A 22283-nucleotide genomic window follows, 5' to 3' on the forward strand; every position below is an offset into this window, starting at 1 on the left:
AAAGCATTTCCGCGATTGGCTAGGCGTGATGAAGGGACGAGTCTGCACCATCCTCTTCTTCACTATCTTGATGGTGGGGTCCGGATCCAAGGCCAAGGCCGCCCCCCGTGCCACCGCCGCCTATGCCACCTCCACCACCGCCGCCTTGACGCCCTTCGGCCTTATCTGCCTTGTCGCGACCGCCAGAAGCGGCCGGCCGCGCCGGGCCTTGTCGAGGAATCACCAAGTCGGCTGGGATGGGATCGAGATCGAGTGCCTCGCGAATGAAGGCGCGCAGCGATACGACCAGTTCCTGGGTATGGACCAGTTTGCCCGTGGCAAGCTCGTGCGCGGCATGCACCGCCAGCCGTACCTGTTCCTCGGTGCCGAGCAGAATGATGTCGGATAAGGCCGCCTCGACCGCATCCCGGATCCGGCGTGCCCGATCCGAACCTAGCGAATCATCCACACTCAGGTTCAATGGGGGCGCCGAGACGGCCGTCGGCGCCCCGGCGTGCCGACGCAAATCACGACGATGGATGGGATCGACGGTCAAATCGCCGGTGAAAGACCCGCCTAACGTCTTGTAGGCGGCGATCAGAGCGCGCAGTCGCTCGTTGATCTGACGATTCATACGCTCTCGGCGCTGCTGAATCGTAACCATCGTAAGCAGCCGGATACCGACGCCAATCAGCGTAATGACCGCAAGGCTCAGCAGAGTGGTGATGAGAGCATGCAGAGAGCTGAAATCGAGATTGCGCAACTTGACCTCCACAGGAATTGGACCGGACGAATGATCGTCCCGAATCGAACGTTCCTCGAACCTGCCCTGCAGCGAAGGCGTGGCGGTCAACCTGCGTTAAGACCGTCTCCGCGACAAAGGGTGGCGTCAGGAAAGAATACCGTCTTTTGATTCGGCTGATGTGGACCCCTCAAGGTTCTTGAGGAGAAGCTGGCAACTAAAAGGCCAGTAACTCGCTAAGTGTTTTTTTAGGGCGCCACTCCTGGCGGCTCTGGCGAAAAGATGTCGCATCCGCACTTACGAGTCCAACCAGTACTTCAGCTACAATCCGGGCCCCCACTGGGCCGAGACGATGACCACCCGCGCAGACGTCAGCTTCCCGCAGGATGTAATACCAAAGGGGTGTATCGCCACACCAACCGGTCGAAGCTATGCCCACGTCGTCTGTGGTGAGTGGATCTATCCCCAGGTGGCGTGCCACAGCCTCCCCAGAGGGCAGTCCCACACCTTGCCCTCGTTGCAAGTCGCGAACGGCGAGAGAATGGTACGCCTCGATTTCCGTTTCTCCGGTGACTGCTACCGGCAGCTCGATTAAGGCTTTTACAAGTTTTCCATCAATCTTCTTGGCCCGCTGTGCGGAGGGGGCACCGGGCGCGTCGAAGAACAGTCTCCAGTCGACCGCGTGCTCGCGCGGTACTGCACGGAATCCCAGGAGGTCAGGAAAGAGCGGAACCGGATTGCCTTGTAAATTCAAGTGGTAGCCGTGGCGAATCTGAGAATGGCCGTATCGATACGCGGCGTCGGCAAATTCGAGCGGAATAAAGGCGTCGTGACCCGGACGAAAATACCGCGGACCTTCTTCGAGCACCTCATTAGCAACGGTCGGTCCGACGAGCGTGGGCAGAAACTCGTGTAGAACGATCCACTGATAGTGCCAGCGCAGCTGCCGGGCGGCTTCGTCGAACACGCAACCGTTTGGTACTCCTGCACGTCGGGCGTCATCGACAAACGAATTGTGAGCTTTCAATACAGCGAGGTGCAATTGAGAGATCAGCATATGCGAATCGTTGCGCGGGTCACCGATGATCGCGGTGCCCTCTGCGTTCCGCTGTATGTCGGTTCCGATCTCGCCAATCAAGAACTTCGCCGGGTCGTCGCGTTGGTAGAGGAACGGATGGCCGGTTGGTCCGTCACCGTACAGGGATTCAAGGTTGAGTTTCGGACCGCGGGCGTTGTGTAATCCGGCCGTGTTGGTATGAGCTCGCAGTGTCGATCGATCCGCGGTTATATCGTGAGCCACAAATTGACCGAAAATAGGCCAACCGGCCGCAGTGTCAGCCAAGGAGTCGGGAAAGTCATCGACGTCTCCGCAATCACAAAGACCACCGGCGCTTCCGAGCGCGTACAGAAATTGCTCGTCGGCCTGAGACGACGGAAGTTCGGGAAACATCCGCGCATAAGCTGCTGGGCCAAGCGGTGCATCAATTGCAGCTCTCGCTCGTGCGAACGACAGACAGTGACTTCGGACCGAGGGGGTCGGTTGATTCATGAGTTCTCTTCCTCCTTACGCCAATGTCACTGAGGCCCAATAGCCTTTCCCACGGTTTGATCTATCTCACATGTCTTGTGTGAACGCATTTGACCCGTTCCTACCGTTCCTTCCGCATTAAGGAATAGAGACAGATAGTAGACCTAACCTTTCGCGATAGGAGAAGCGTCATGGCAAAGATTATCCAGTTCGATCCGTCCCGCAAAGTTCCTCAAATGTACTACACCCAGGAAGCCCTCCGCGGCCAGCTGCTTCAGTTCAATCCCTCACAGCTTCCGTCGAATCGGCAAGTGTCGCCGTAAGCGATCCAGACCACTTGGAAGCTTTTGCAGGTCACAACCCGATCCGCGTGAGCTGGCAACCTACGCGATGCCCCACTGAAATCTCTATTCAAGTGTCAAATACAAAAGACAATGCGACAACTTTAACCAGACCTCAATAACTTACATATAAAGAGGATGCGACAAAACCTGTGAAGTGGATGCACCAAAGCTGCAAAAAATTACCAAGTCGATGCAGCAATCCTTCAAAACTGCTAAGTGGATGCACCAAACATTTCTTGACGCGAAAAAACAGAGCTTGGTCAGACCTTTCTGCCAGTTTTCCAAGCGAAAGGCGGTCCCGAAATCCCGAGGCGCTCTTCGAGATAGTTGTTCGAGGCCGGTAGGGCTAAATGAGTGTAAGCCCTATTCTCGCTAGTCCTCGAAAACGCCGCAGCATTCCGCAATAGACCGCTAACTTCTTCCCGGTGGCAGGCAGATTGATCCGACGATCTTTAGCGTCACGACTAAGCCGCTTGGAGCAGAGCAGGTAGCGCTCCACGCAACTTCCTGCGTGGCCTCGGTGAGGCCCAAGCAAGCTCGCCATACAACGGAGCTTCCCCTTGTTTGAACAGTCTCAGCTTCAGTTCCGTGCTGAGGCTTTCAACATCGCCAACAACCCGACGTTTGGATCGGTCAACACTACTTGTGGTGTCACGGCACCTGGCGCGACCTGCAATAACACGCTGATGGGGCAAGCCACAAACACTCTCTCGAACGCTTTGGGTGGCACTTCGACCCTGTATCAACAGGGCGGTCCGAGATCCCTTCAATTCATGCTCAAGTTCCTCTTTTAAGCAACTGCGGCTGTCTCAACGCCTCTCGACTTTGCTGTAGAGAGGCGTTGGCTCTATGTAGTTCCATAACAAAGAGAGCGAAGGTGTTCGACTCTGGAGACCCTATGAACAGACGTAGATTTTTACAACTCATCTCGGCGACTGGCCTGTACGGTTCTTTGCGGGATTTTGCTCAAGGCATCTCGCAAACTCTACCCCCCTGGCAACCAGGGATGCTCGACATCCACCACTTGGCCTACGGTCGCGGTAACTCAACGTTCATCCTTTGCCCCGATGGCACGACCTTCCTCATTGATGCAGGTGTGACCACAGACTCCACCAAGGTCGCCTGCACTCAGAAACCGGATGCTCACATCCGACCAAGCGAATGGATTGCCTCCTACGCCACAAGGCAGATGAAATCGGCTGGACGCAGAGAATTGGACTATGCGCTCATCACGCACGTTCACCCAGACCATCTTGGTGACCCCGGGGAAAACACGGTTTCTTCGTCGAAAGGTGATTACAAGCTCACGGGAATCACCGATGTCGATGAGCGACTGCCTATTCGAAGGCTAATCGACCGGGGATTTCCGGACTACATCTATCCAACACCTTGGAAAGTAGCCTTCGCCGAAAACTACGAAGCTTACGTTAAATCACGCCAACGTTTAGGTGAGATTACGGAACGCATTATCGTCGGCAGTTCAAATCAGATTCGTCTCCTGCAGCATCCCGACAAGTACGGCAACTTCGCCGTTCGCAATCTCGCTGGTAACGGCGAGGTATGGACAGGAGTTGGGGAACAGACAAAAAAGACCTTTCCTGAATTGAACACACTGACTAAGCGGGACTACCCGAACGAAAACATGTGCTCGATCGCGCTGCGTCTGAGCTACGGGAAATTCGACTACTTCACAGGCGGGGATCTTCCGACCATCTCGGAGGAAGATGCGGCAGAACCTTCGCGCGATATCGAAACAGCCGCAGCGAAGGCAGCAGGACCTGTTGAAGTAGCGGTCACGGACCACCACGCGTATCTGGACGCCGTCGGCCCGAATCTTGTGCGTGATCTTCGCCCACAGGCATTCATCATTCCTGCCTGGTATGTCAATCATCCGGCAACACTACCTCTACGCCGGATGTTCAGCCGCAAGCTCTACCCCGGCGATCGCGATGTTTTCGCGACATGCACCATGGAGGAGAATAGGGTCTACAACGGACAGTTCAATTCGAAGATGAAGAGCTTCGATGGCCATGTTGTAGTGCGAGTCGCACCGGCTGGAGAAACGTTCCAAATTATGGTCACAGACAATTCAGACGATTCGGATCGAGTGAAACTCGTATCAGGTCCCTACCACTCCAGCTAGGATCCGATCCGCAATTACGTGGGAACATATATAGCAGATCAGAATATGGAATCATTCTCTTGGCAAGTGTCCGAAAAACCGGCTTTTCGGACACTTGAATGGCTTCTTCAACTGTTGATAACAGGGCAACGCACTCATCGTAAGCCCACAAACACCCTTTCGGAAAGTTGACCTCTGCAGTCCAGACCTCGAATTGGCCTTATAGAGCTTTATTCCCACCTTCCGCCAAACCCACCTCTAACTTCATCCAATTCATAGAAATTGGGAAATTCGAAGGTCTTACCTGCTTTGAGGGAATCTGTAGCGTGCTTTGCCAGCTCCGGAGAGACGATTCGCTGAAAGTCTTTCTCGAAGGTTCCGACATTGACGCACCACCACTTGTGTGTCGCCGCTTCGGAGGCGGCGATGAACGTCACCGTCTCCAGAGATCCCTTCGCCGCTCCCTCGTTCTTTAGGAAAGGAACCGCAATCAACTTGTATTTAGCAACCATGGTGCCTCCTTTCGGAGCGATTAGTGGGCGAATGCTTGTTGGGTTTCATAGCCTGACGGACGAGGGCATTGACTGTAGGCATCCCATAGTTCGGCAAGAGCATGATCGTCCTCCGCGAACCGATAAGCTACTGGTCCGTGAACGCGGTGGAAGATGCGCATTGCCTGCAGCACACCGTTGTATATGGGAAGAGACGATCGAACGCAGTCTGTGGCGGAGGCGTGCCAGCCAGTGATCTGGTAGTCGACAAGACAACTGGCGTCAAGCGGGGAGAAGCGCACCATGACGTTCATGCCAGAAGTGGAGAATATTGCGACGGTTATTGTGTCGTTGAGAGTCGACCAGGTGAGGTCCGAACTGTGATCGAATGTTGAGAGTAAGGCTTGAAAAAAGCTTCTGATCTGCGTGGTCATCGCTTCACTTTTTTCCCTTCGCATATTGATCTTGGGCCTACTGAGGAACAGTAGTGTGAAAGGAAGAATAGCAAAGAAAAGGCGAAACTGGTGGCTCTTAGTTGTTCATTAAATCGATGACCCAAGGGATTGTGGTTTTCAGGGTGGCGATCTGATGTTTCCGCTTAGCAGCCGCTTAGGCCCAACCAGCCTTTTGTGCAGCTGCGATTTTTGCGCCCTGCCTCGAGACTCAAACGCCGCGTAGGCTTTGTGGCTACCGAACCGATCGATCTCGGTCTTCCAGGTTTGCGTGAGCAGTTGAGTTCGCGTATCTCTTAGGCATGTTGTAAACGTGTAATCTCTGCGTCGATGGCAGCCAATGTCTGAGAGGTATTCAAACTATCTCTCTTTAGGAATTGCTACTCGATCCTATGCCCACTTTATCGAATAAGGCGTTCGAGGAGATAGCTATTTCAAGCCATGATGGGAGGAGAGAGCGCCGTAACAGGGAGTCAAGGCTGCGCCACAAAAGGCGCACCGCACGGCGGACCTGGCCTTGACTGCCAGGCTCTTGACGGTGCAAAAATCCTATGTGGCACGAATGCCATCATGTTGCAGCCGCCGAAAGGCGGCGCACGGTACTGGGCATCCAGTTCGATTCCTAGATACCGACGATCGAGTATCTTCGCGGCCAAAAGGGTGGAACCCGATCCACAGAAAGGATCGAGGATGAGATCTTGCTTCTGCGTAAAGGCTTCGATCAATGGCTTCAGCGCTCGAACGGGGTTCTGTATCGGGTGGAGCCTGTCGCCGGGATTTTTGCTTTGCTGCCACGAGCCAGTTTCAACTTGCGCAGCCACTTCTCCACTGCAACGGTTCGCACATCGCAGTTTGTACTTTCCCCACTTCTTCAGGACATGAAAATCGAGGATCTCTCGATGATTGCAACGGGTCGAATAGGCCGTCCTTCCTCGTCATCGATGCCCTCGTCAAGAGAAAGCTCGTTCTCCTTGAAGTGGTTAATGAGAGCATCGATCGAAACCGGCTGCAGACCCGCTTTCGATTGCTCTTCGTTGATCGTGATGCGTAAAATTCGGCGGCCTTAAGCGCGCTCGCTTCTGTCGGATACTGCTTGACCGTCCCGAGTTTGACCTTCCGGCGAATCCGTTTCCCATTGGCGTCCTCTTCCCGCCAGCGGAAGATCCAGCAATCCGGACCCTGCTTACGCTTTACGCGGTACACCATTCCTTGCTGATATCGCGTGCGCTGAAACATTACCATCCGGGCAATGATGAGTGTTCTGTTCAATCACGCCATCCGTTACGAGTTCATGCCGCAAGGCACGAACCCCATCACGTTGGTGCGGCAGAGCGGAAAGCGTATGAAGACGCCGGACATTCTCGAGGTGAGCGAGTTGAATGAATTATTCAATCAGCTATCACATCGGGACCGTGCGATGGCACTTCTCGACACGGTGACTGGACTTCGCAGGAGTGAACTGATCGGACTGAAGTGGAGCGACGTGGATCTCGAGAAGCTAGAACTCTCGGTGGTTCGGTCGGTCTATCGTCAGTGGGTGGGCAGGTGCAAGACGGAGATTTCCAAGAAGCCTGTTCCGCTCGATCCGTGGGTGGCTGAGGAACTGCTCACCTGGAAGGAGGTTGCTCCTTATAACCAGCCAGACAATTGGGTGTTTGCCAGTACGCGTAAGAGAGGTAAGCAGCCTTACACTCCCGACTCCTTATTAAAGAGGTGTATTCCTCCGCAGCAGTGCGGGCGAAGATCACCAAGCACATCGGTTGGCATACCCTTCGGCGCACCTTTTCGACTCTGCTGAAGGCGAACGGAGAGGACATGAAAGTGGTGCAGGAGCTTCTGCGGCACGCGACGGTAAAGATGACGCTTGAGGTCTATGCTCAGGCGGTCACCCCGGCAAAGGGAAGGCGCAGTCGAAAGTGGCGGGATTGCTGAAGGAGGGGCGAAATGAGTCAGTTTGCTTATTGGACCCTAAACGGACCCTCGGCATTTTCGCTAATGGCACAAGTTGTTGAATTGATTGGTGGACCTGATCGGGATCGAACCGATGACCTCTTCCATGCCATGGAAGCGCGCTCCCAGCTGCGCCACAGGCCCACTCTCTTGGAAGGACTCGTTCTATTTTCTGCTACCCGTGAGCATTCGTCAAACCAGGCGGGAACTTCGTGCAATTGATTGGTGTCTAAGTCTATAGAGTGAGCGATCACTCGGCCGCCGGCGGCGCAGGTTTCTCACCCTATGCATCGGAAATGGTGCATTTGCCATGCGTTCCACAAAAGTTTTAGTGTAGAGGTCACCCGATATGCAGGCGGGCACGTTCGTGGGAAATCTGACCAGCGCGATAGGGATAACGACTGAAGAAGCCGCGCTCGTCGCCGACCTTAAGGCCGGCAGCGAGGACGCCTTTGGCATCCTCATCGCGCAATATCATCAGCCGCTTTACTCTTTGATCGCCCGCAGCCTGACGGACTCCTCCGAGGCCGCCGATATTACTCAGGAAGTCTTTATTAAGGTTTTCCGGAATATTCGCGGCTTCCATGGCGAATCGAGCCTGAGGACCTGGCTTTATCGGATTGCTCTGCATGAAGCTTCGAACCAGCGGCGCTGGTGGTCGCGCCATAAGAAGCAGGAGCTCACGATCGATTCGACGGTCGATTCTGCCGATTCCGGTGACGAAGGCATGTCTCTTGCCGCCACGCTTGCGGATACAGGTGGCTCCCCGTTCGACCATGCCGCTCAGGCTGAGGTGCGGCAGAGTGTTGAAGAGGCGCTGCGCCAGATTCCCGAAGTCTTTCGAACCGTTGTGGTGTTGCGCGAGATCGAGGGCTTCGCCTATGAAGAGATCGCCGAAATCCTGAACGTCAACATTGGAACGGTCAAGTCCCGGCTGACCCGGGGACGTTCCGCGCTACGTGCTCTTCTGGTTGTCGACTCAAAGAAATCCGCTTCTTTTATAAACGCTTCTCCATCCAACGTTAAGACCGGGAATGTTTCCAACCCGGAGACGGTGACGAGATGAACTCCCCACAGTGCGGCAAGGTACGGTCTTCGTTCTCAGCCTATTTGGATGGTGCGGTCGACGGTCGGCAGATGCAGGCGATGGCGGAGCATCTGCGTGGATGCGAAGACTGCCGTGGAGACTTCGAGGCTTTGCGGAAGATGCAGAGTTCGCTGGTTTCGCTTGGTCCGGCGAGAGCTCCAGCGGACTTGGGGACGCGTCTTCGCGTCGCGATCTCACACGAGATCGCCTCCAGGAAGCGGAGCTGGCGCGACGTCCTCGCTTTGAAGTGGGAGAATACGATTCGCCCCTGGGCGGTTCAGGTCTCGGCAGGCGCAGCCTGCTCGGTTGTGCTGGTGGGTTCGATCATGGTCCTGCTGGGTCTCTTTGCCGCGCCCCAGCCGGTGATGGCCAACGATGAGCCGCTTGGAGCCATGACGTCTCCTCATTATCTTTATTCGGCTGTGATGCCGAGGCCCATCGTCACGGACCGGGACTCCGCGATCATCGTCGAGGCGTTCGTGAATGCCCAGGGAAGGGTCTACGACTACAACATCGTCTCCGGCCCAGAAGACGCCTCCGTCCGGAACCAGGTGGCCGATCAGCTTCTCCTCAGCGTCTTCGAACCGGCCCGGGTTTTTGGTGCGCCCGTTCGCAGCCGGGTGGTCATGACCTTTTCGGGAATCTCCGTCCAGGCATAGTACCCCCCCCCATACTTTTTTGCGCAAAGTCTTGGATCTAAAGTAGTTAGGTCCGGACTTCGTGCGCATACTCAAAGAGAAGGCTTTCTTGAGGGGATGTCTATTGCTCCGAAAAGCATGGATTCTTCCTTCATCTCTTCATCGCTAAAACTTTATCCCTGCCTACCAGCATATCGGATCGGGGGGATTGAATCGGCAACTCTATGTTGCTGATTTTTAGCTGTTTAGGTTGGAATTAGGCTTGACAGAGCTTTTGTGGCGGTCAACACGTAAAAGTAGACGGATTCTTTACCGCACCGATATGGAATCGGCTACGGTCTACTTCAATTCCGCGAGACTCGCGCGCCGGAACAGTAGACCTGCGGCAGTGAACAACACCGCCTGGCCAGTATGCCCGACGGCCATCCGGCGAGCCATGTCGGGCGGAGCGCCGGATGGCAGCAGCAGGGCAATCACCGCGAGCGTCGCCGCCATCGCAAACAAGGTCCGGGCCAATCCTGGCGCCTTCAGCCGTGCCAGACAGGCCCCAATGAATCCCACTATGAGCACGCTGAGAAACCACAGGCGCTCCGGATGTCCCGAGTCCGCCGTCTGGACCATGGTCGACCACCCCAGGGCGAATCCGGTCACGAGCGCCACACCAACACCTGCCTTGTAGGTCCACACGCCCATCTTCCTCGCGATCAGCGCATACGCCATCCCTGTCCCAAAGAAGAGGACGTAGACCAATACAAATGCGCGCGGGGGCCAGTTCCATCCCGGCGTCACACGCGATGCCACCAACGGCACCATTAAGAGGCCAAGCGCCACCAACGCTACGCGCAGCACTGTCTTACTCATCTGTGCCATATGAGCTGTGTTCTCCTTAATGATTCCTCCCGATGTCTCGAAAAAGACCCACAATGCGAGCCCGAACAATCCGCGATTGGCGTTTCGGCGCTCCCGGCACAGATCGTGAAACGCCTGGGCCATCCCCTCGCCATACCGATCGTGGAAAGGCCGCGGATACAGCCGCAGCAGCATCGCATATAACGCCCGGTAACGCTGGGCAGCGACGTCACTGGCCATAGGCAAACCGTCCTTCCGCCAACGCCACGACGCTGCGATACCGCGTCAGCTCTGCTTCCAGCGCCGCACGCCCCTCGCCTGTCAGCTTGTAATAGATCCGACGCTCGTCGTCCATCTCCGGATCGACCCGCTTATCGCTTTCCCGGATCAGCCCGGCCTTCATCATCCGCCCCATCGAGCCATAGAGCGTCCCCGGGCCCATTTTCACCTTGCCCTGCGAGTCTGCTTCCACCTGCTTCATGATTCCGTACCCGTGCCGCTCTCCGGTCGAGAGTGCCAGCAGGATGTGCAGCACTGCGGGAGTCAATGGAGCCTGTGGAGTATCCTTCTTTGTCATGCGTCGGACAATATATCCGTTGCGGATATATTGTCAATGCTGAATTACGAGGGAAGGTGGGCTGGCACCCTCGTTTAGTTCTTTGGATCGGGCCCGGGGAGTCGGCTATCCAGAAGGTGTCGCGGATTAGGAGACACCAGTCGGCTTTTCGTCGCGAATAATTGACGACGACAACGGCGTTTATGAGGACCAATCTGCCCGGTTTCCGAACAGCCGACTTTAGAGGAATTCATACAAACCCGACAGAATTACCTAGTAATCACCCTTTTTCCAACGGTCGCGCATTAGCTTTCGTGTCGCGGCGTCCATTGGTTTTCTGGGGAGCTTTGGCTTTGCCCCATTTGTGATGACTGAAGGCATCGCTGCAATCAAGATAGCCTCAACTTCGTCTATGTGACTAGGATCTTTCACCAAGAAAACGGAGAAATAGTTCCAAAAATAACCCCGCAGCGAACCGACGTTATTCGCATGTGCTCTCAAACGGCTACGAAGCTTTTGTGCTTGGCCGACGTAGTAAGGTTCATCATTTCTATAAAGGATATAAACCCCCGGATTGTCCAACTCCCGGATGGTTTTCGCGATTGATGGAGTCTTCCCGGGTTGTCCATTCGCTTCGGCTGGCGTAGTAAAGATCGCTCGCGGCCACATACGAATAAACTTCCCTACGAGCTTCGGCGTAATTTGCTTTCCTTCATCCAAATCGTCCTCTTCAACTTGCTCTTCATCAGTTTCCTCAACAGCGACATTCTTCATTGAAATGCTTTTCTTTACTGCCATGCAAATTCCTTTCCCCTTACGCTGTGAGCTTTGAACTTCAGTAGAGGCGGGGTGTGAAAGCCCTAAAGGGGCACCCCGAGCTAGGATATAACCTTCGTCTCGATTGGTGATCAGATTGATCTAGTATCTAAAGGTCGTCCTATCAGGATGCGTCTCCATTGGGAGTTTTTGATTCCCGTACTCATCTTCCTTTATTCGTGTCTTGTGTCTATCGGATCCGATGATCCTCTGGGTAGGTAACGGAGACACCCCTCAACGAGATTAGTACCGGGAAGTCGGTTTGTGTTTACTGACCGGGAGTCAAGGGAGCCCGCGAATCTCCAACTGCTTCCACTGGGACTCATTTGAAGTTAGTTCTTCGGATTGTTCCCGGGGAGTCGACCATCCAGAAGGTGCCGCGGATTAGGAAACGCCAGTCGACTTTTCGTCGCGAATGATTGATGACGACCAGCGCGTTTATCAGGACTGATCGAACCGCGGGGACCATGCTCCAATTGATCAAACAAACGAATACCGCCACGCCACTTTCCACGACAGCGCGGCCTCTCAATGCCTTACCCTTCACTCCAGGGCGCTCCGCATACGCTCAGCCCATAAAGCTACCTCGTTGCTTCACTGCTCTTGACTGACACTATCCATATCGGATATATCATAAACCGATATAGAGGTTCAGCCATGTCGAACACGGCCCTATTCGATGAAAACCTGCTAGAGAAACTTCCGTTGCCCACCGCGTCCTTCTTTGTGCTCTTCGCTTTGGCGGAAGAAGAGAAGCACGGCTACCGCATCATGCAGGACATCCGTGAACTTTCTGAAGGAACGTTCTCGGTCGGCCCTGCAACGCTGTACACAACCATCAAAAAGCTCACTGAACAAGGTCTCATCACCGAAACCTCGAGCACAATCGAGGACAGACGCAGGACCTACGCTTTGACCTCAACGGGAAAGCGCCTCCTCGGTGCTGAATTTCAACGTCAACAGGCGCTACTCAATCTCGCTCGGAGGAAAAAACTTCTGAAGATTGGGGATCAGAAATGAATCCTTTAAAACAACTGCATTGCTTCTTCTTTGACCGACTCCTCATGCTTCAGAGCGATGATCTGATCGCTCACTACGGCGATGAAATGCGTTTGGCCTTCCGGGATGAACTCGACCGCGCTCGGCAGCAAGGGACCAGTGAAATCCTACGGGTGTGGTGCGAGGTGCTCCGCGAAGCTGTAGTGCTCTCCGCTCCCAGATGCCTGGAACGAGCGCAGCTCGTGCTTACTGCTGCTATCGTCGCGAGCGCCCTTACTATTGGCACTGCTCTTGGCTTTTGCACGGTAGGGGGAAGTTCGATCGTGCGCGCCTGCTCTCGGGAACAATCCGTCTCTCAAGCGCCCTCGCCGCACGAGAATCAGGGGGGACTAGTGCAGCTTCCCAAAGGCGAGCATATGTTCCTCGAATGTTCCGGGGATCAGGACGCAATTCCTACCGTTATCCTCGCTACTGGCAGAGGGCTAGGCACAGCTGGTGCGTGGGCGAAGGTGCAGGAAAGGGTAAATCCGTCCATCCGGGTCTGCAGTTACGACGCCCTCGGCGCTGGACGAAGCGACCACCTTCCGAACGATGCCCATCCCGAGCGCCGCCCTATCGATAAGGTCATCGCGGATGATCATGCCCTCTTTGAGGCTGCGCACCTGAAGCAGCCTTACATTCTCGCCGGGGCGTCAGACGGTGGCATTCTCCTGCGACGCTACCAGCAGGCGTATCCCCATGAGATCGCAGGCTTCGTCTTCGTGGACTCAGCGCACGAGGAACAGGAATGGCGCATGGCAGCCATCTCAAATCAATTGGATCCCAACTGGAATAATCCCTTGTTTCTACAGGAGAACGGGTTTCTTCCAGACCATCAAAAACTCGCCTGGCACGCAGACATACCCCTCGTTGTCTTGGAGCGCACAGAAAAGGCTCCGGCTTCAGCCTTTCCGATGTTGAATCAGCAACAATTGGATGCTCTGAATGTTGAGTGGCACGAACATCAGGTAGATCTCGCGAAGAGATCGAGATATGGGCAGCTCAGAGCAATACCTGATTCCGGACACTTCATGCACCAGCAGAGGCCGGACGCGGTCGCAGATGCGATACAGGAAGTCGTCCACCAAGTCCGAGCGAAAGCTCGATGAGACATGTTCGGGATCAGTACTGACATGTCGGCTTGTGTTTACGGATCGGGAGTCAAGGGAGCCCGCGCCCCGCTCTTCTTCATCATGCTCCGACGTGATACACGCCACGGATACGTGTCAACCGTTTTGCTTCGGAACAGGTGATCTTCAGTGAACGCGCGGAGGGAGAGCAGTCGAGGTCTGATTGGGATGGGTTGCGGTTTCGGTCCAGGTCTGAGGGCCATGCCAGTCCCGAGTGGCAGTGAGGTCGATACGGAAGGGGGTGGTGGCGGGATGGTCGGGGGGAAGAGCTTGCAGGAGGCCGTCTCCCAAGGGTGGAAGGGCGCGGGCGAGGGATTGCAGCCGTTCCGCCGTGGCGGTTCCGGTGAGATGGATGGTATAGCCTGCTTCATCGAAATGGCCTTCAAGGGTGGCGGGATCGTGACCCCCCAGGAAGAGCGGCGTCGGGGCGAGAAGGAAGCCATGGGCAGGTGACCTTGACGCAGTCAAGACGCGATGACGAGACACGGTTCCATTCCCGGCAGCGTGAAGATGGACATCCGTGGAGAGCAGCGTTACCGGAGAGTTCTCCGCCGATTCGCCGCTGATGGATGGAGTGCTGATGAGAGACGTGCTTTTTTCGCCTGCCGCCCCGGGAGCATTCAGGGTCGCATTGCTTAGAGTGAATTGCCCCTGCCAATGGTTCGCATTCGAGTTCGAAGAAGATTCAGTCCGGCCAGCGTTGGACCCCTCGTAGGTCAGGCTGCCGGTGAGAAGCCCAGTGGCCGTGAGGTCGGGAGAGACATGAGGGCTGGTGGCGCGAAGCCACGAGAGAAGAGTCGGGGCGGAGATTCCGGCGGTCCCCAACTGCAGCGAGGAATCGCGAAGGTGATGAACGTTGGGGATGGAACCGGTGAGTGCGATGGTCTGGGTGTGAGACGAGGCCGCAGGGGGCCAGCTGCAACGAAGATCCTGGAGGGAATGGAAGAGTCCGGAGGCGGTGGCGTAGCACTCCACTTCCGCGGAGAGTGGCTTTTCAGGGACAAAATCGGCGGGGCGGGTATCGACGAGGTGAAGGCGGGTGGTGACGGCGCTTTCGCCGATGGTGCCGCGAATGTTGGTGGACAGGTTCATCTCCCCGCGCCAGCCGGCGTCGCGGCCGAAGAGAACGCGGGTGGCCTCACCGAGAGGGGCGTCATGCCATTGGCCCTGAAGGTTGAGGGATACCTGGCTAAGGGAGGCAGCCGCGCCGAGGGTGGATTCAAGCTCGATGGTTCCGGCATCGGAGACGTTGGAGTCGGTGCGGGTTGGATGTGCGCGCAGCCGGAGGTGCCACTGATGGGGATCGGGAAGCCAGAGAGAGAAGTCCGCATCGACGAGCGAGAAGGGAAGCTTCTCCTGTGCCTGCTTGAAGTTGAGCCGGGCGCCGGTCGCCTCGATATAGGGGAAACGCGGCGCTGAGCCGGCGTGGCGCTGCGCCGTAGGAGCAGTCTCGATGTGGGATGCCTGAAGGAGGATGCCCTCAATGTTCCATCGGCCATCGGCAGCGTGAACAAGATTGACGCTGGGCTCGGTGAAGCTGATGGTTGAGAACTCGACATGGCGGCGCCAGAGAGAGGAGAAGCGCAGGGTGGCCTGGACCGAGTTGGCGCGAATAATCGGCTCGGAGCCAAAGGCCGGATCTTCTCCGACGACCAGGTTTTCGATAGTGAAGCCGGGCAGTGGAAGCAGCGTGAGCGAGATGCGGTCGAGGTGAACCGGGCGGCCGAGGCTGTCTCCGATGCTGGTAGCGACGCGCCGTTGGTAGCGCCCGAGATTGATCAGAGGGGGAAGGAAGACGAGCAAAAGAAGAGCGAGGATGCCGAGATAGAGGAAGCGGAACCGGCGCAGGTGGGATGAGGGGGACGGCGCAGGGGCACCCGAAGGTTCGCCTCCGTGGGGTGCCGATTCGACCCACGAGGGCAGGGAATCGCGCTCAACCAAAGGTTCGGGTGGAAGGGAGGTGTGGTCGTGGATGGACGAGGCGTATTGGGATGGATGAATCTGCCGCATGGACGGGCGTGTGGAACCCTTTAGCGAATGAGATGGAAGGTACGATTCCAGCGTGTTTGATCGAAGATGTGGATGAGGATGTGGCCCATGAACGAGAGCCGCTGTCCGATGCTCTGCTTATCGATCTGATCGGCGGGGGTCTCGAAGGACCAGTAGACGAACATCGGGCGGCCAACGATATTTTCGCGAGGAACGAAGCCCCAGTAGCGGCCGTCGAGCGAGTCGGGGCGGTTGTCGCCCATGGCAAAGACCTTTCCAGGGGGCACGACGAGGTCGCCGTTCTGGATGTTCTGGGGCAGTTCGTATTGCCATGAGGCCGTGACCTGGTACATGGGATCGGGCGGAATGCTGGGAAAGTCGTCGCGGTAGGGGCTGTACTCGTGCTGGGGGTTGCCGTCGGAGACAGGCATGGCGGCGTAGGGCTCTTTTTGGGCGACGCCGTTGAGGTAGACAACCCCGTTGCGAAGGTGAATATGGTCGCCGGGAATCCCGATGGCGCGTTTAACCAGGAAGAGGTCAGGTTCGCCGGGCTTGAGGAAGACGATGATGTCGCCGCGATGGACTTCGCGGTAGTAGACGAAGGGAGCCCAATTCGCAGGCGGCGCGAGCGAGACGCGATCGACGAGGACGTGGTCGCCGATCAAAAGCGTTTTGACCATCGAAGCGGACGGGATCTCGAAGTTCTGGAAGACGAAGGTCATCACAAAGAGGCCGACGGCGAGCACACTGGCGATGGAGGCCAGGGATTCGAGCGGCGTTTCGGTCTGCTGCGCCGCTTCGGATGGTGCGGCTTCTACCTTCTCAACGGATTCCATTGTCTTCATCGACGGGCTTTCTCCACGTGTCTCTTCAGTGTATCCCCGATGGGCGCGAAATTTCCGGGAAAACCCCGGGGGCGGGAGGTGGGAATCGGCGCCGATGCATGGGAGAATTCCGAGCTATTACGACGGCGGGATCTTTCAGCGCTTATTCGTGGAAAAATTCGCTTCTGAAGGGACATCTCCATCAGATAACCCCATACTCTTCCAGTAGCTTGCCGATCATGGTCTTCTCGACATACTTTTTCGCGAAGGAGGGGATGGGTAGCTTCTCGCGGTCGCGGAGGAACGCCGTTGATTTGATCAGCTCGCGCACATCGTAGACGGAGCCGAATACTTCCGGAACGCCACGCTCGATGTTCAGTAGCTGATACACGGCTTCCATGGCGGTGCGCACGGAGTACTCCGTCGTAAAGATACAGTCGCGCGTCGACTCCGCGAATTGGCCGATGAAGGCGAAGTTCTTTACGCCGTCCGGAACCACCTTCGGGCGGTCTGTGCCATTGCGCGTCAGGAAAAACGCGGTAATGAACGGCATCATGCAGGGCCGCGTGATCGCACCGCTTGCGGCCAGCTCGTCGATCTCGTTCAGCGGGACGCCGAGGTGAAAGAGCCACTCTTTCGTAATCTCCTCGCCGGTGCAGTCGCGCATCGATTTCTTCACATAATCGCCTGGCCTGTCGGTAAACAGCCCATAGAACCACACGACCGTCTGGTCCTGCGGCTGCTGCCTGAAGTGCGGCTGACGGTTCACCGTCCAGCTCAGCAGCCACGACGAGTCGCGCACGCTTACGATGCCGCCTGTAACCACCTTGCCGGAGCGCGTCGGCCGTTTGGCGATCTTCTCGATACACGCAGGAATTCGCGCGTCCAGCGTCGTGATGGAAGCGGAAGCCCACTGGGACTCCTCCGGCCGCATGCAGAACTTGTCCGGCCGGCCGAACGACGGGTGCTGTGCGGCGATGTTGCGCCACAGATGCCAGCTTCCTCCATCGTGCACGATTGGGTCGAACTTCGCGGGGGTGTGATGATCGCCCCACTCGGAGTTCTCCACCAGCGAGCCGTTGGTGACGAACACCAGCTCGTTCTCGGTGAGGTCCACGCCGCCGACCATGCCCTCGTGGATCCAGTCGATGCGGCGGGCCACCTTCTTCTCCGGTGTGATGTCGAAGGCCACATTCATTACCTGCGTGTCGAACTGCACCTTCACACCCTGCTTCTGGAGCCATGTAATCAGCGGAAGCACCAGCGACTCATACTGGTTGTACTTCGTAAACTTCAGCACGCTGAAGTCGGGCAGGCCCTGGATGGCGTGGATGAAGCGCTGCACATACAGCTTCATTTCCAGGGCGCTGTGCCACTCCTCAAAGGCGAACATTGTGCGCCAGTACAGCCAGAAGTTCGATGCGAAGAAGTCTTCGCCGAAGACCTCGTTGATGCGCTTCTCATACAGCTGCTCCGGCAGCGCGAGCACCAGCTCGATGATCTCTCTCCGCGCTTTCCCGGTCAGATCGAAGTCCATGCCCGTCTTCGCGTCTTTGCCCTGATCAATCGTGGCGCGCTGCAGCGAGTAGTTCGGGTCGTCTTTGTTCAGCCAGTAGAACTCGTCCAGCACCGACGCGTCTTCCATCTCCAGCGAAGGAATCGAGCGGTAGAGATCCCACAGGCACTCGAAGTGCGCTTCCATCTCGCGGCCGCCGCGAATCAGCCATCCCGTCTCGGCATTGCCCGCGCCGTCCAGAGCGCCGCCGCCGATCTTCGACGCTTCAAGAATCGTGATGCGGTCTCCCTTCATCTGGCCGTCGCGGATCAGAAATGCCGCAGCCGCCAGTGAAGCCAGTCCTCCACCAACCAGGTACGCCGACTTCTCCTCTACGCCAGCAGGCTTCCGCGGACGAGCAAACGCCTCATAGTTTCCCTTGCTGTAGTACACGAAAACCTCCTGTTGCCTGGAAATTGCAGTCACTCGATCAGAGCTGCGCTACGCGCAGTCCAGATATACCTCATCCGAGTGAAAGCGGCATTTATGTGTGGGATGCGAAAAGCCTAGGCATTTGAGTGAAGCCGTCCGCATTTTTTGGGGGCGGCTGTCTCACTAGCGGACGATACGGAAGATTCTGTCCCAGCGGGCGAAGTTATACAGGGGCGGCTGGATGGCCGGCGGCCCGAGTGCGACTCCGGCTGTGCGTGGAAGCGAGTAGCCGGAACCGCCGCCCTGACGCAGGGAGAAGTAGATCACCAGCGGACGTCCCACGATGTTTTCCCGGGGAACGAAGCCCCAGTAACGGCTGTCCTCGCTGTCGTTGCGATTGTCGCCAAGGACGAAGTAATCCCCGGCGGGGATGATGAGGTCGCCATCGTCGATGAGCCTGCGCATGCGGATCCACCAGCGGGAGTCGATGGCGGGGTCCGCGTTCTGGAGCCGGGGGAAGTTGTCGCGGAAGTTATCGGGAGCCGAGGGGCGATAGACGGCGTAGGGCTCTTCGAGCCGCAGGCCGTTGACGAAGACGTGTCCCCCGCGCAGACGGATGTGGTCCCCGGGGATTCCGACGACGCGCTTCACCAGGTGGGTATCGGGGTCGATGGGGAAGTGGAAGACCACGACGTCGCCGCGATGGATCGTCGGGGATGGCAGAAACAGGGAATCGGCGGAGTCCGCCGTGATCTGTTTGTCGACGAGGAGGAAGTCACCGATCAGGAGCGTTGGCTCCATCGAGCCGGAGGGGATGCGGAAGGGCTGGAGGGTAAAGGTAACGATGAAGATGGCGACGACGATGATGGCGATCAGCGACTGTATCGCGGCGAGGAATCCAGGGGGATGAGAGTGGACATAGACGACTCGACGCCGTGGCTGGGGTCCGCCGGACGGAGTGGAGGAGGGAGTAACGGGAGGCGGAACTCCAGGTCTGTTGCCCTCCTGCACATCGTTCCGGGCGTTCTTCTGCGTCGGAACGGAGGTGAGGGCGGGGCCGCTCATCTTGCGACTCCAGCTCGGGCACGCGTGATTGGGACGGGTTGTTCCGCCGCAAGTGAGGCAAGGTTTCGTTCGGCCTGAAGGCGTTCAAAGGCGATGCGCGCGGCCTCCTGCTGGGCCTGCTTCTTTGTCGTGCCCTCGGATTCGGCCAGGGCGCGGGAGTCGCCGAGACCGTCGGAGATACGGACCTCAACACGGAACAGCTTCTGGTGGTCCGGCCCGCTCTGCGCGGTGAGGACGTATTGGGGCTGGCCTGCTCCGGTGGCCTGCAGGTATTCCTGGAGGGCGGACTTATGGTCGCCGATGGCCCCGCTGAAGGTGTCTCCGGCGCTGAGGGCTCCCTGGAGATCGGGGAGGGAGGGCTCGATGATGTGACGCTCGATGAAGGCGCGCGAGACCTCCATACCGCCATCGAGATAGAGCGCGGCGATAACAGCTTCAAGAGCGTTGGCGAGCAGGGCGGGCTTCTGGCGGCCACCGCTCTGCTCCTCGCCCCGGCCCAGGCGGAGCATCGCTCCGAGGCCGATGCGCAGGGCGACGGCTCCTAGATGGCGGCGGCTGACAAGGGAGGCGCGCAGGCGGGTGAGTTCACCCTCGCGGGAGTGCGGGAAGCGGCGATAGAGGCTCTCGGCGACGGCCAGCCCCAGAACGGCATCGCCGACGAACTCAAGCTGCTCGTTGTCGGTGTCGGGGTTGAGCAGGGTCTCGGGGCTGGTCTCGTAGGCCAGCGAGCGGTGGGTCAGGGCCAGTGTCAGCAGTTCCGGGTGTTTGAAGCGGTGATCCCATGGTTGGGCAGGTGTCTCGCTCGATAAGATTCGGGCGGACTTTCTTCGGCGCGTCGGCATGCTCCCTCGCTCGGAATTCAAAGTACCGAATTGTTGGACGCTCTGAAGAGGAGAGTTGCTTCTCATCGGGGCGGAGGCGGCGGTCGATAGGCGTCCTTCTCTGCTTTGCCAGTGGGGTCGATGGGCTGGTTGTCTTCGTTGTTGTCGGACCGCCGGGGGAGAAGGAAAGGCTCCTTCAGGCCCTTCTCGGCTGCGGCTTTGGTGTCGGGCTGGGAGTCGCGAACGGCGAGGGCGGCTTTGTACTCGGCAACGGCCTTGGTGCGCTCGGGATGCTCCTGGCCGGGATTTTCGGGATCGAGGGCGACGTCGTACAGGCGTCCAAGATAGATATGGGTCCAGGCCAAGGTGCGGGGGTCCTTGGCGAGGGTAAGGGTCTTGTTCAGGTGGGCAAGAGCGGATTCCGGGTCGCCCTGAACCAGCTCGATGCGGCCGGCGAGATAGTTGGCCTGGGGATCATTGGGATTGGTTTTGAGAGCCTCGTCGGCCATCATCCCGGCGCCGGCGGTATCGCCCTTCATGAGCTTCATCTCGGCAAGATCGAGGCCTTTGAGCTGGCGGGGCGCGCGTTTGACGAAGTCGTGGCTGCCTTCGGGAAGGAAGGCGACCTTTTCGGCGGTGTGACGCTCGCGGTCGACGTCCATGCCGTAGACCATCTCGGCAATGTCTTCCTTGAGGCTGCCTCCGTCCTTCTCCATCTGGCCCAGCTTGTCGTAGAAGTATCTGGCCAGGACCCAGCCCTGACGCACGTCGAGATCGACCTGTTTGCGGCGGACGGCTTCGGCCTCACGCTCCCAGGCGGTGAGCTCGGCCTCATAGTTGGTCATATCGGAGCGCTGTTTGACCTGACTGGGACGCTTCGGCTTGGGAGTCCCGGTGTCCATGGTCTGGGCTTCGACGGCCTTGATGAGATTTTCGGTGATGAAGGCGGAGATGTCGGACTTGTACGTGAACTCGAGAGGAGCGTCCTGTACGGCCTTGAGCAGGGGGAGGAGGCGGTCCATGGCGCTGGCGCGGGCGTAGACCAGGGGCTCGATCTCGTAATGGAGATAGGTGTGGCGGATCTGGTCCATGTGAACCTGGCCGAACGGTTCCCCGGAGGGCGAGGCGATGACGATGTAATCGCTGCCGTAGATGCGCGCATTGGTGGTGGCAGGCGCGAGCATAGGTTCAAGAAGGACGAGAAAACGGCGTCCATCATAGCTGGAGACAGGGAGCCGGAGATAGATATTTGTATTGAGGACGGCCTTGGTCAGGGGATCGTGGACCTTTTCTACCAGAGCCTCGTATTCGGCACGATGGGTGATCCAGATGCCGTTGAGGTTGATGTCCTCGGCGAAGGTGCGGAGAAGCGGAAGAACGTTGACGACCTGGGTGGAGTCGGGAGGAAGGTCCGGCTCTTCGACCGACGGGTTGAGCTGAGGGGGAGGATTGAGATAGAGCGAGAGCGAGATGTACTGGGCGAGATTCAGGCCAGGCTCCGAGAGAGTGTGCTGGCGGATATAGGCGCAGAGAGCGTCGCGGTGGTCACGGGCCTCGGGTGTGGCGGAGGCGAGTGCCTGGTTGATCTCATTGCGAATCGTCTTGCGGACCGGAGCGGAGTTCTCGAGGTCGGCGTCATAGCCGCAGGTATTGAGGGCCGCGGCGAGATAGAAGAGTGGTTCACTGGTCTCAAGCGTGACGGCAGCTCCGCCAGCTTCGGGCTGTGTGACGCGCGGGCGGGCGGGAGGGCGCTTCTGCTCGTTTTCCAGCGTGGACGAGGATTGCGATCCGGAGGAGCTGGATGATCCCTGGGTCTGGGCCTTGAGTCCGGGGCTCAAAAGCGTCGTTGCAAGGAAGAAGGATGCCGCGGTTTTGGAGGAAAAAAGCACGTTAATATTTGACTCTTTCAGTGGAGTTTAGGGGAGCGGTGGAGGC

General features: G+C 57.6%; 23 protein-coding genes and 1 tRNA gene. 9 read left to right on the top strand and 15 right to left on the bottom strand.

The window, feature by feature from the left end; translation table 11 throughout:
* Positions 1-19: 19 nt before the first annotated feature.
* Both AC5S26_RS13590 and AC5S26_RS13595 read right to left on the bottom strand, forming a co-directional pair.
* Positions 20-742 carry a hypothetical protein gene (locus tag AC5S26_RS13590; protein ID WP_494185452.1) on the bottom strand — a complete coding sequence of 241 codons (723 nt, stop codon included), beginning with the start codon at positions 740-742 and terminating at the stop codon, positions 20-22.
* A 196-nt stretch (positions 743-938) separates the two neighbouring features.
* Complete coding sequence (locus tag AC5S26_RS13595) at positions 939-2270, bottom strand: peroxidase family protein (protein WP_494185453.1); 1332 nt, start codon at positions 2268-2270, stop codon at positions 939-941.
* A gap of 170 nt (positions 2271-2440) precedes the next feature.
* Here AC5S26_RS13595 and AC5S26_RS13600 point away from each other — a divergent pair, with 170 nt between their 5' ends.
* The 3 genes from AC5S26_RS13600 (at position 2441) to AC5S26_RS13610 (ending at position 4736) form a co-directional block, all read left to right on the top strand.
* Complete coding sequence (locus tag AC5S26_RS13600) at positions 2441-2572, top strand: hypothetical protein (protein ID WP_494185454.1); 132 nt, start codon at positions 2441-2443, stop codon at positions 2570-2572.
* Positions 2573-3135: 563 nt separating this feature from the next.
* Positions 3136-3387 (top strand): outer membrane beta-barrel protein, encoded by a 252-nt coding sequence (locus AC5S26_RS13605; RefSeq protein WP_494186112.1) that lies wholly within the window; start codon positions 3136-3138, stop codon positions 3385-3387.
* Between the two features lie 104 nt (positions 3388-3491).
* On the top strand, positions 3492-4736 hold the full coding sequence (locus AC5S26_RS13610; RefSeq protein ID WP_494185455.1) for a ComEC/Rec2 family competence protein: 1245 nt from the start codon (positions 3492-3494) through the stop codon (positions 4734-4736).
* Between the two features lie 209 nt (positions 4737-4945).
* Here the strand turns inward: AC5S26_RS13610 and AC5S26_RS13615 are convergent, their stop codons facing one another.
* The 3 genes from AC5S26_RS13615 to AC5S26_RS13625 form a co-directional block, all read right to left on the bottom strand.
* Positions 4946-5227, bottom strand: coding sequence for a hypothetical protein (locus AC5S26_RS13615; protein ID WP_494185456.1), 282 nt, complete (start codon positions 5225-5227; stop codon positions 4946-4948).
* Positions 5228-5247: 20 nt separating this feature from the next.
* The gene (locus AC5S26_RS13620; RefSeq protein WP_494185457.1) at positions 5248-5640 is read right to left on the bottom strand and encodes a hypothetical protein; all 393 of its coding nucleotides are present in this window, start codon (positions 5638-5640) and stop codon (positions 5248-5250) included.
* 491 nt (positions 5641-6131) lie between these two features.
* A complete protein-coding gene (locus AC5S26_RS13625) occupies positions 6132-6479 on the bottom strand; it encodes a DNA methyltransferase (protein ID WP_494185458.1) in 348 nt (115 codons plus the stop codon).
* Between the two features lie 428 nt (positions 6480-6907).
* On the opposite strand from AC5S26_RS13625, the gene AC5S26_RS13630 reads away from it, so the two are divergent.
* Positions 6908-7456, top strand: a complete 549-nt coding sequence (locus AC5S26_RS13630) for a tyrosine-type recombinase/integrase (RefSeq protein ID WP_494185459.1) — start codon at positions 6908-6910, stop codon at positions 7454-7456.
* Positions 7390-7590: a tyrosine-type recombinase/integrase gene (locus tag AC5S26_RS13635; RefSeq protein ID WP_494185460.1), complete on the top strand. Its 201-nt coding sequence runs from the start codon at positions 7390-7392 to the stop codon at positions 7588-7590. Before AC5S26_RS13630 ends, AC5S26_RS13635 begins: the two co-directional genes overlap by 67 nt.
* Before the next feature lie 86 nt (positions 7591-7676).
* On the opposite strand, the gene AC5S26_RS13640 is transcribed toward AC5S26_RS13635, so the two are convergent.
* Positions 7677-7752 (bottom strand) — tRNA-Ala (locus AC5S26_RS13640).
* Between the two features lie 205 nt (positions 7753-7957).
* On the opposite strand from AC5S26_RS13640, the gene AC5S26_RS13645 reads away from it, so the two are divergent.
* Complete coding sequence (locus AC5S26_RS13645) at positions 7958-8674, top strand: RNA polymerase sigma factor (protein WP_494185461.1); 717 nt, start codon at positions 7958-7960, stop codon at positions 8672-8674.
* Positions 8671-9354, top strand: coding sequence for a zf-HC2 domain-containing protein (locus tag AC5S26_RS13650; RefSeq protein WP_494185462.1), 684 nt, complete (start codon positions 8671-8673; stop codon positions 9352-9354). Before AC5S26_RS13645 ends, AC5S26_RS13650 begins: the two co-directional genes overlap by 4 nt.
* A gap of 318 nt (positions 9355-9672) precedes the next feature.
* Here the strand turns inward: AC5S26_RS13650 and AC5S26_RS13655 are convergent, their stop codons facing one another.
* The 3 genes from AC5S26_RS13655 to AC5S26_RS13665 all read right to left on the bottom strand — a co-directional run bounded on the left by AC5S26_RS13655 (position 9673) and on the right by AC5S26_RS13665 (position 11536).
* Positions 9673-10422: a hypothetical protein gene (locus AC5S26_RS13655; protein WP_494185463.1), complete on the bottom strand. Its 750-nt coding sequence runs from the start codon at positions 10420-10422 to the stop codon at positions 9673-9675.
* Positions 10412-10759, bottom strand: a complete 348-nt coding sequence (locus tag AC5S26_RS13660) for a PadR family transcriptional regulator (RefSeq protein WP_494185464.1) — start codon at positions 10757-10759, stop codon at positions 10412-10414. Before AC5S26_RS13660 ends, AC5S26_RS13655 begins: the two co-directional genes overlap by 11 nt.
* Before the next feature lie 252 nt (positions 10760-11011).
* Complete coding sequence (locus AC5S26_RS13665) at positions 11012-11536, bottom strand: GIY-YIG nuclease family protein (protein ID WP_494185465.1); 525 nt, start codon at positions 11534-11536, stop codon at positions 11012-11014.
* Between the two features lie 675 nt (positions 11537-12211).
* Between AC5S26_RS13665 and AC5S26_RS13670 the strand changes: the two genes are divergently transcribed.
* On the top strand, positions 12212-12574 hold the full coding sequence (locus AC5S26_RS13670) for a PadR family transcriptional regulator (RefSeq protein WP_494185466.1): 363 nt from the start codon (positions 12212-12214) through the stop codon (positions 12572-12574).
* A complete protein-coding gene (locus AC5S26_RS13675; RefSeq protein WP_494185467.1) occupies positions 12571-13701 on the top strand; it encodes an alpha/beta fold hydrolase in 1131 nt (376 codons plus the stop codon). Before AC5S26_RS13670 ends, AC5S26_RS13675 begins: the two co-directional genes overlap by 4 nt.
* 147 nt (positions 13702-13848) lie before the next feature.
* Here the strand turns inward: AC5S26_RS13675 and AC5S26_RS13680 are convergent, their stop codons facing one another.
* From AC5S26_RS13680 to AC5S26_RS13705, 6 genes are all read right to left on the bottom strand, one after another.
* Positions 13849-15732, bottom strand: coding sequence for an AsmA family protein (locus AC5S26_RS13680; protein ID WP_494185468.1), 1884 nt, complete (start codon positions 15730-15732; stop codon positions 13849-13851).
* Between the two features lie 20 nt (positions 15733-15752).
* The gene (lepB, locus tag AC5S26_RS13685) at positions 15753-16547 is read right to left on the bottom strand and encodes a signal peptidase I (protein ID WP_494186113.1); all 795 of its coding nucleotides are present in this window, start codon (positions 16545-16547) and stop codon (positions 15753-15755) included.
* 190 nt (positions 16548-16737) lie between these two features.
* Positions 16738-18483, bottom strand: coding sequence for an oleate hydratase (locus tag AC5S26_RS13690; RefSeq protein WP_494185469.1), 1746 nt, complete (start codon positions 18481-18483; stop codon positions 16738-16740).
* A 162-nt stretch (positions 18484-18645) separates the two neighbouring features.
* Positions 18646-19527, bottom strand: a complete 882-nt coding sequence (gene lepB, locus AC5S26_RS13695; protein ID WP_494185470.1) for a signal peptidase I — start codon at positions 19525-19527, stop codon at positions 18646-18648.
* Positions 19524-20369: a ribonuclease III gene (gene rnc / locus AC5S26_RS13700; protein ID WP_494185471.1), complete on the bottom strand. Its 846-nt coding sequence runs from the start codon at positions 20367-20369 to the stop codon at positions 19524-19526. Before rnc ends, lepB (AC5S26_RS13695) begins: the two co-directional genes overlap by 4 nt.
* A 62-nt stretch (positions 20370-20431) precedes the next feature.
* Positions 20432-22237 carry a tetratricopeptide repeat protein gene (locus tag AC5S26_RS13705; RefSeq protein ID WP_494185472.1) on the bottom strand — a complete coding sequence of 602 codons (1806 nt, stop codon included), beginning with the start codon at positions 22235-22237 and terminating at the stop codon, positions 20432-20434.
* Positions 22238-22283 lie beyond the last annotated feature (46 nt).

The organism is Edaphobacter sp. FHG110511_03, assembly GCF_059115365.1.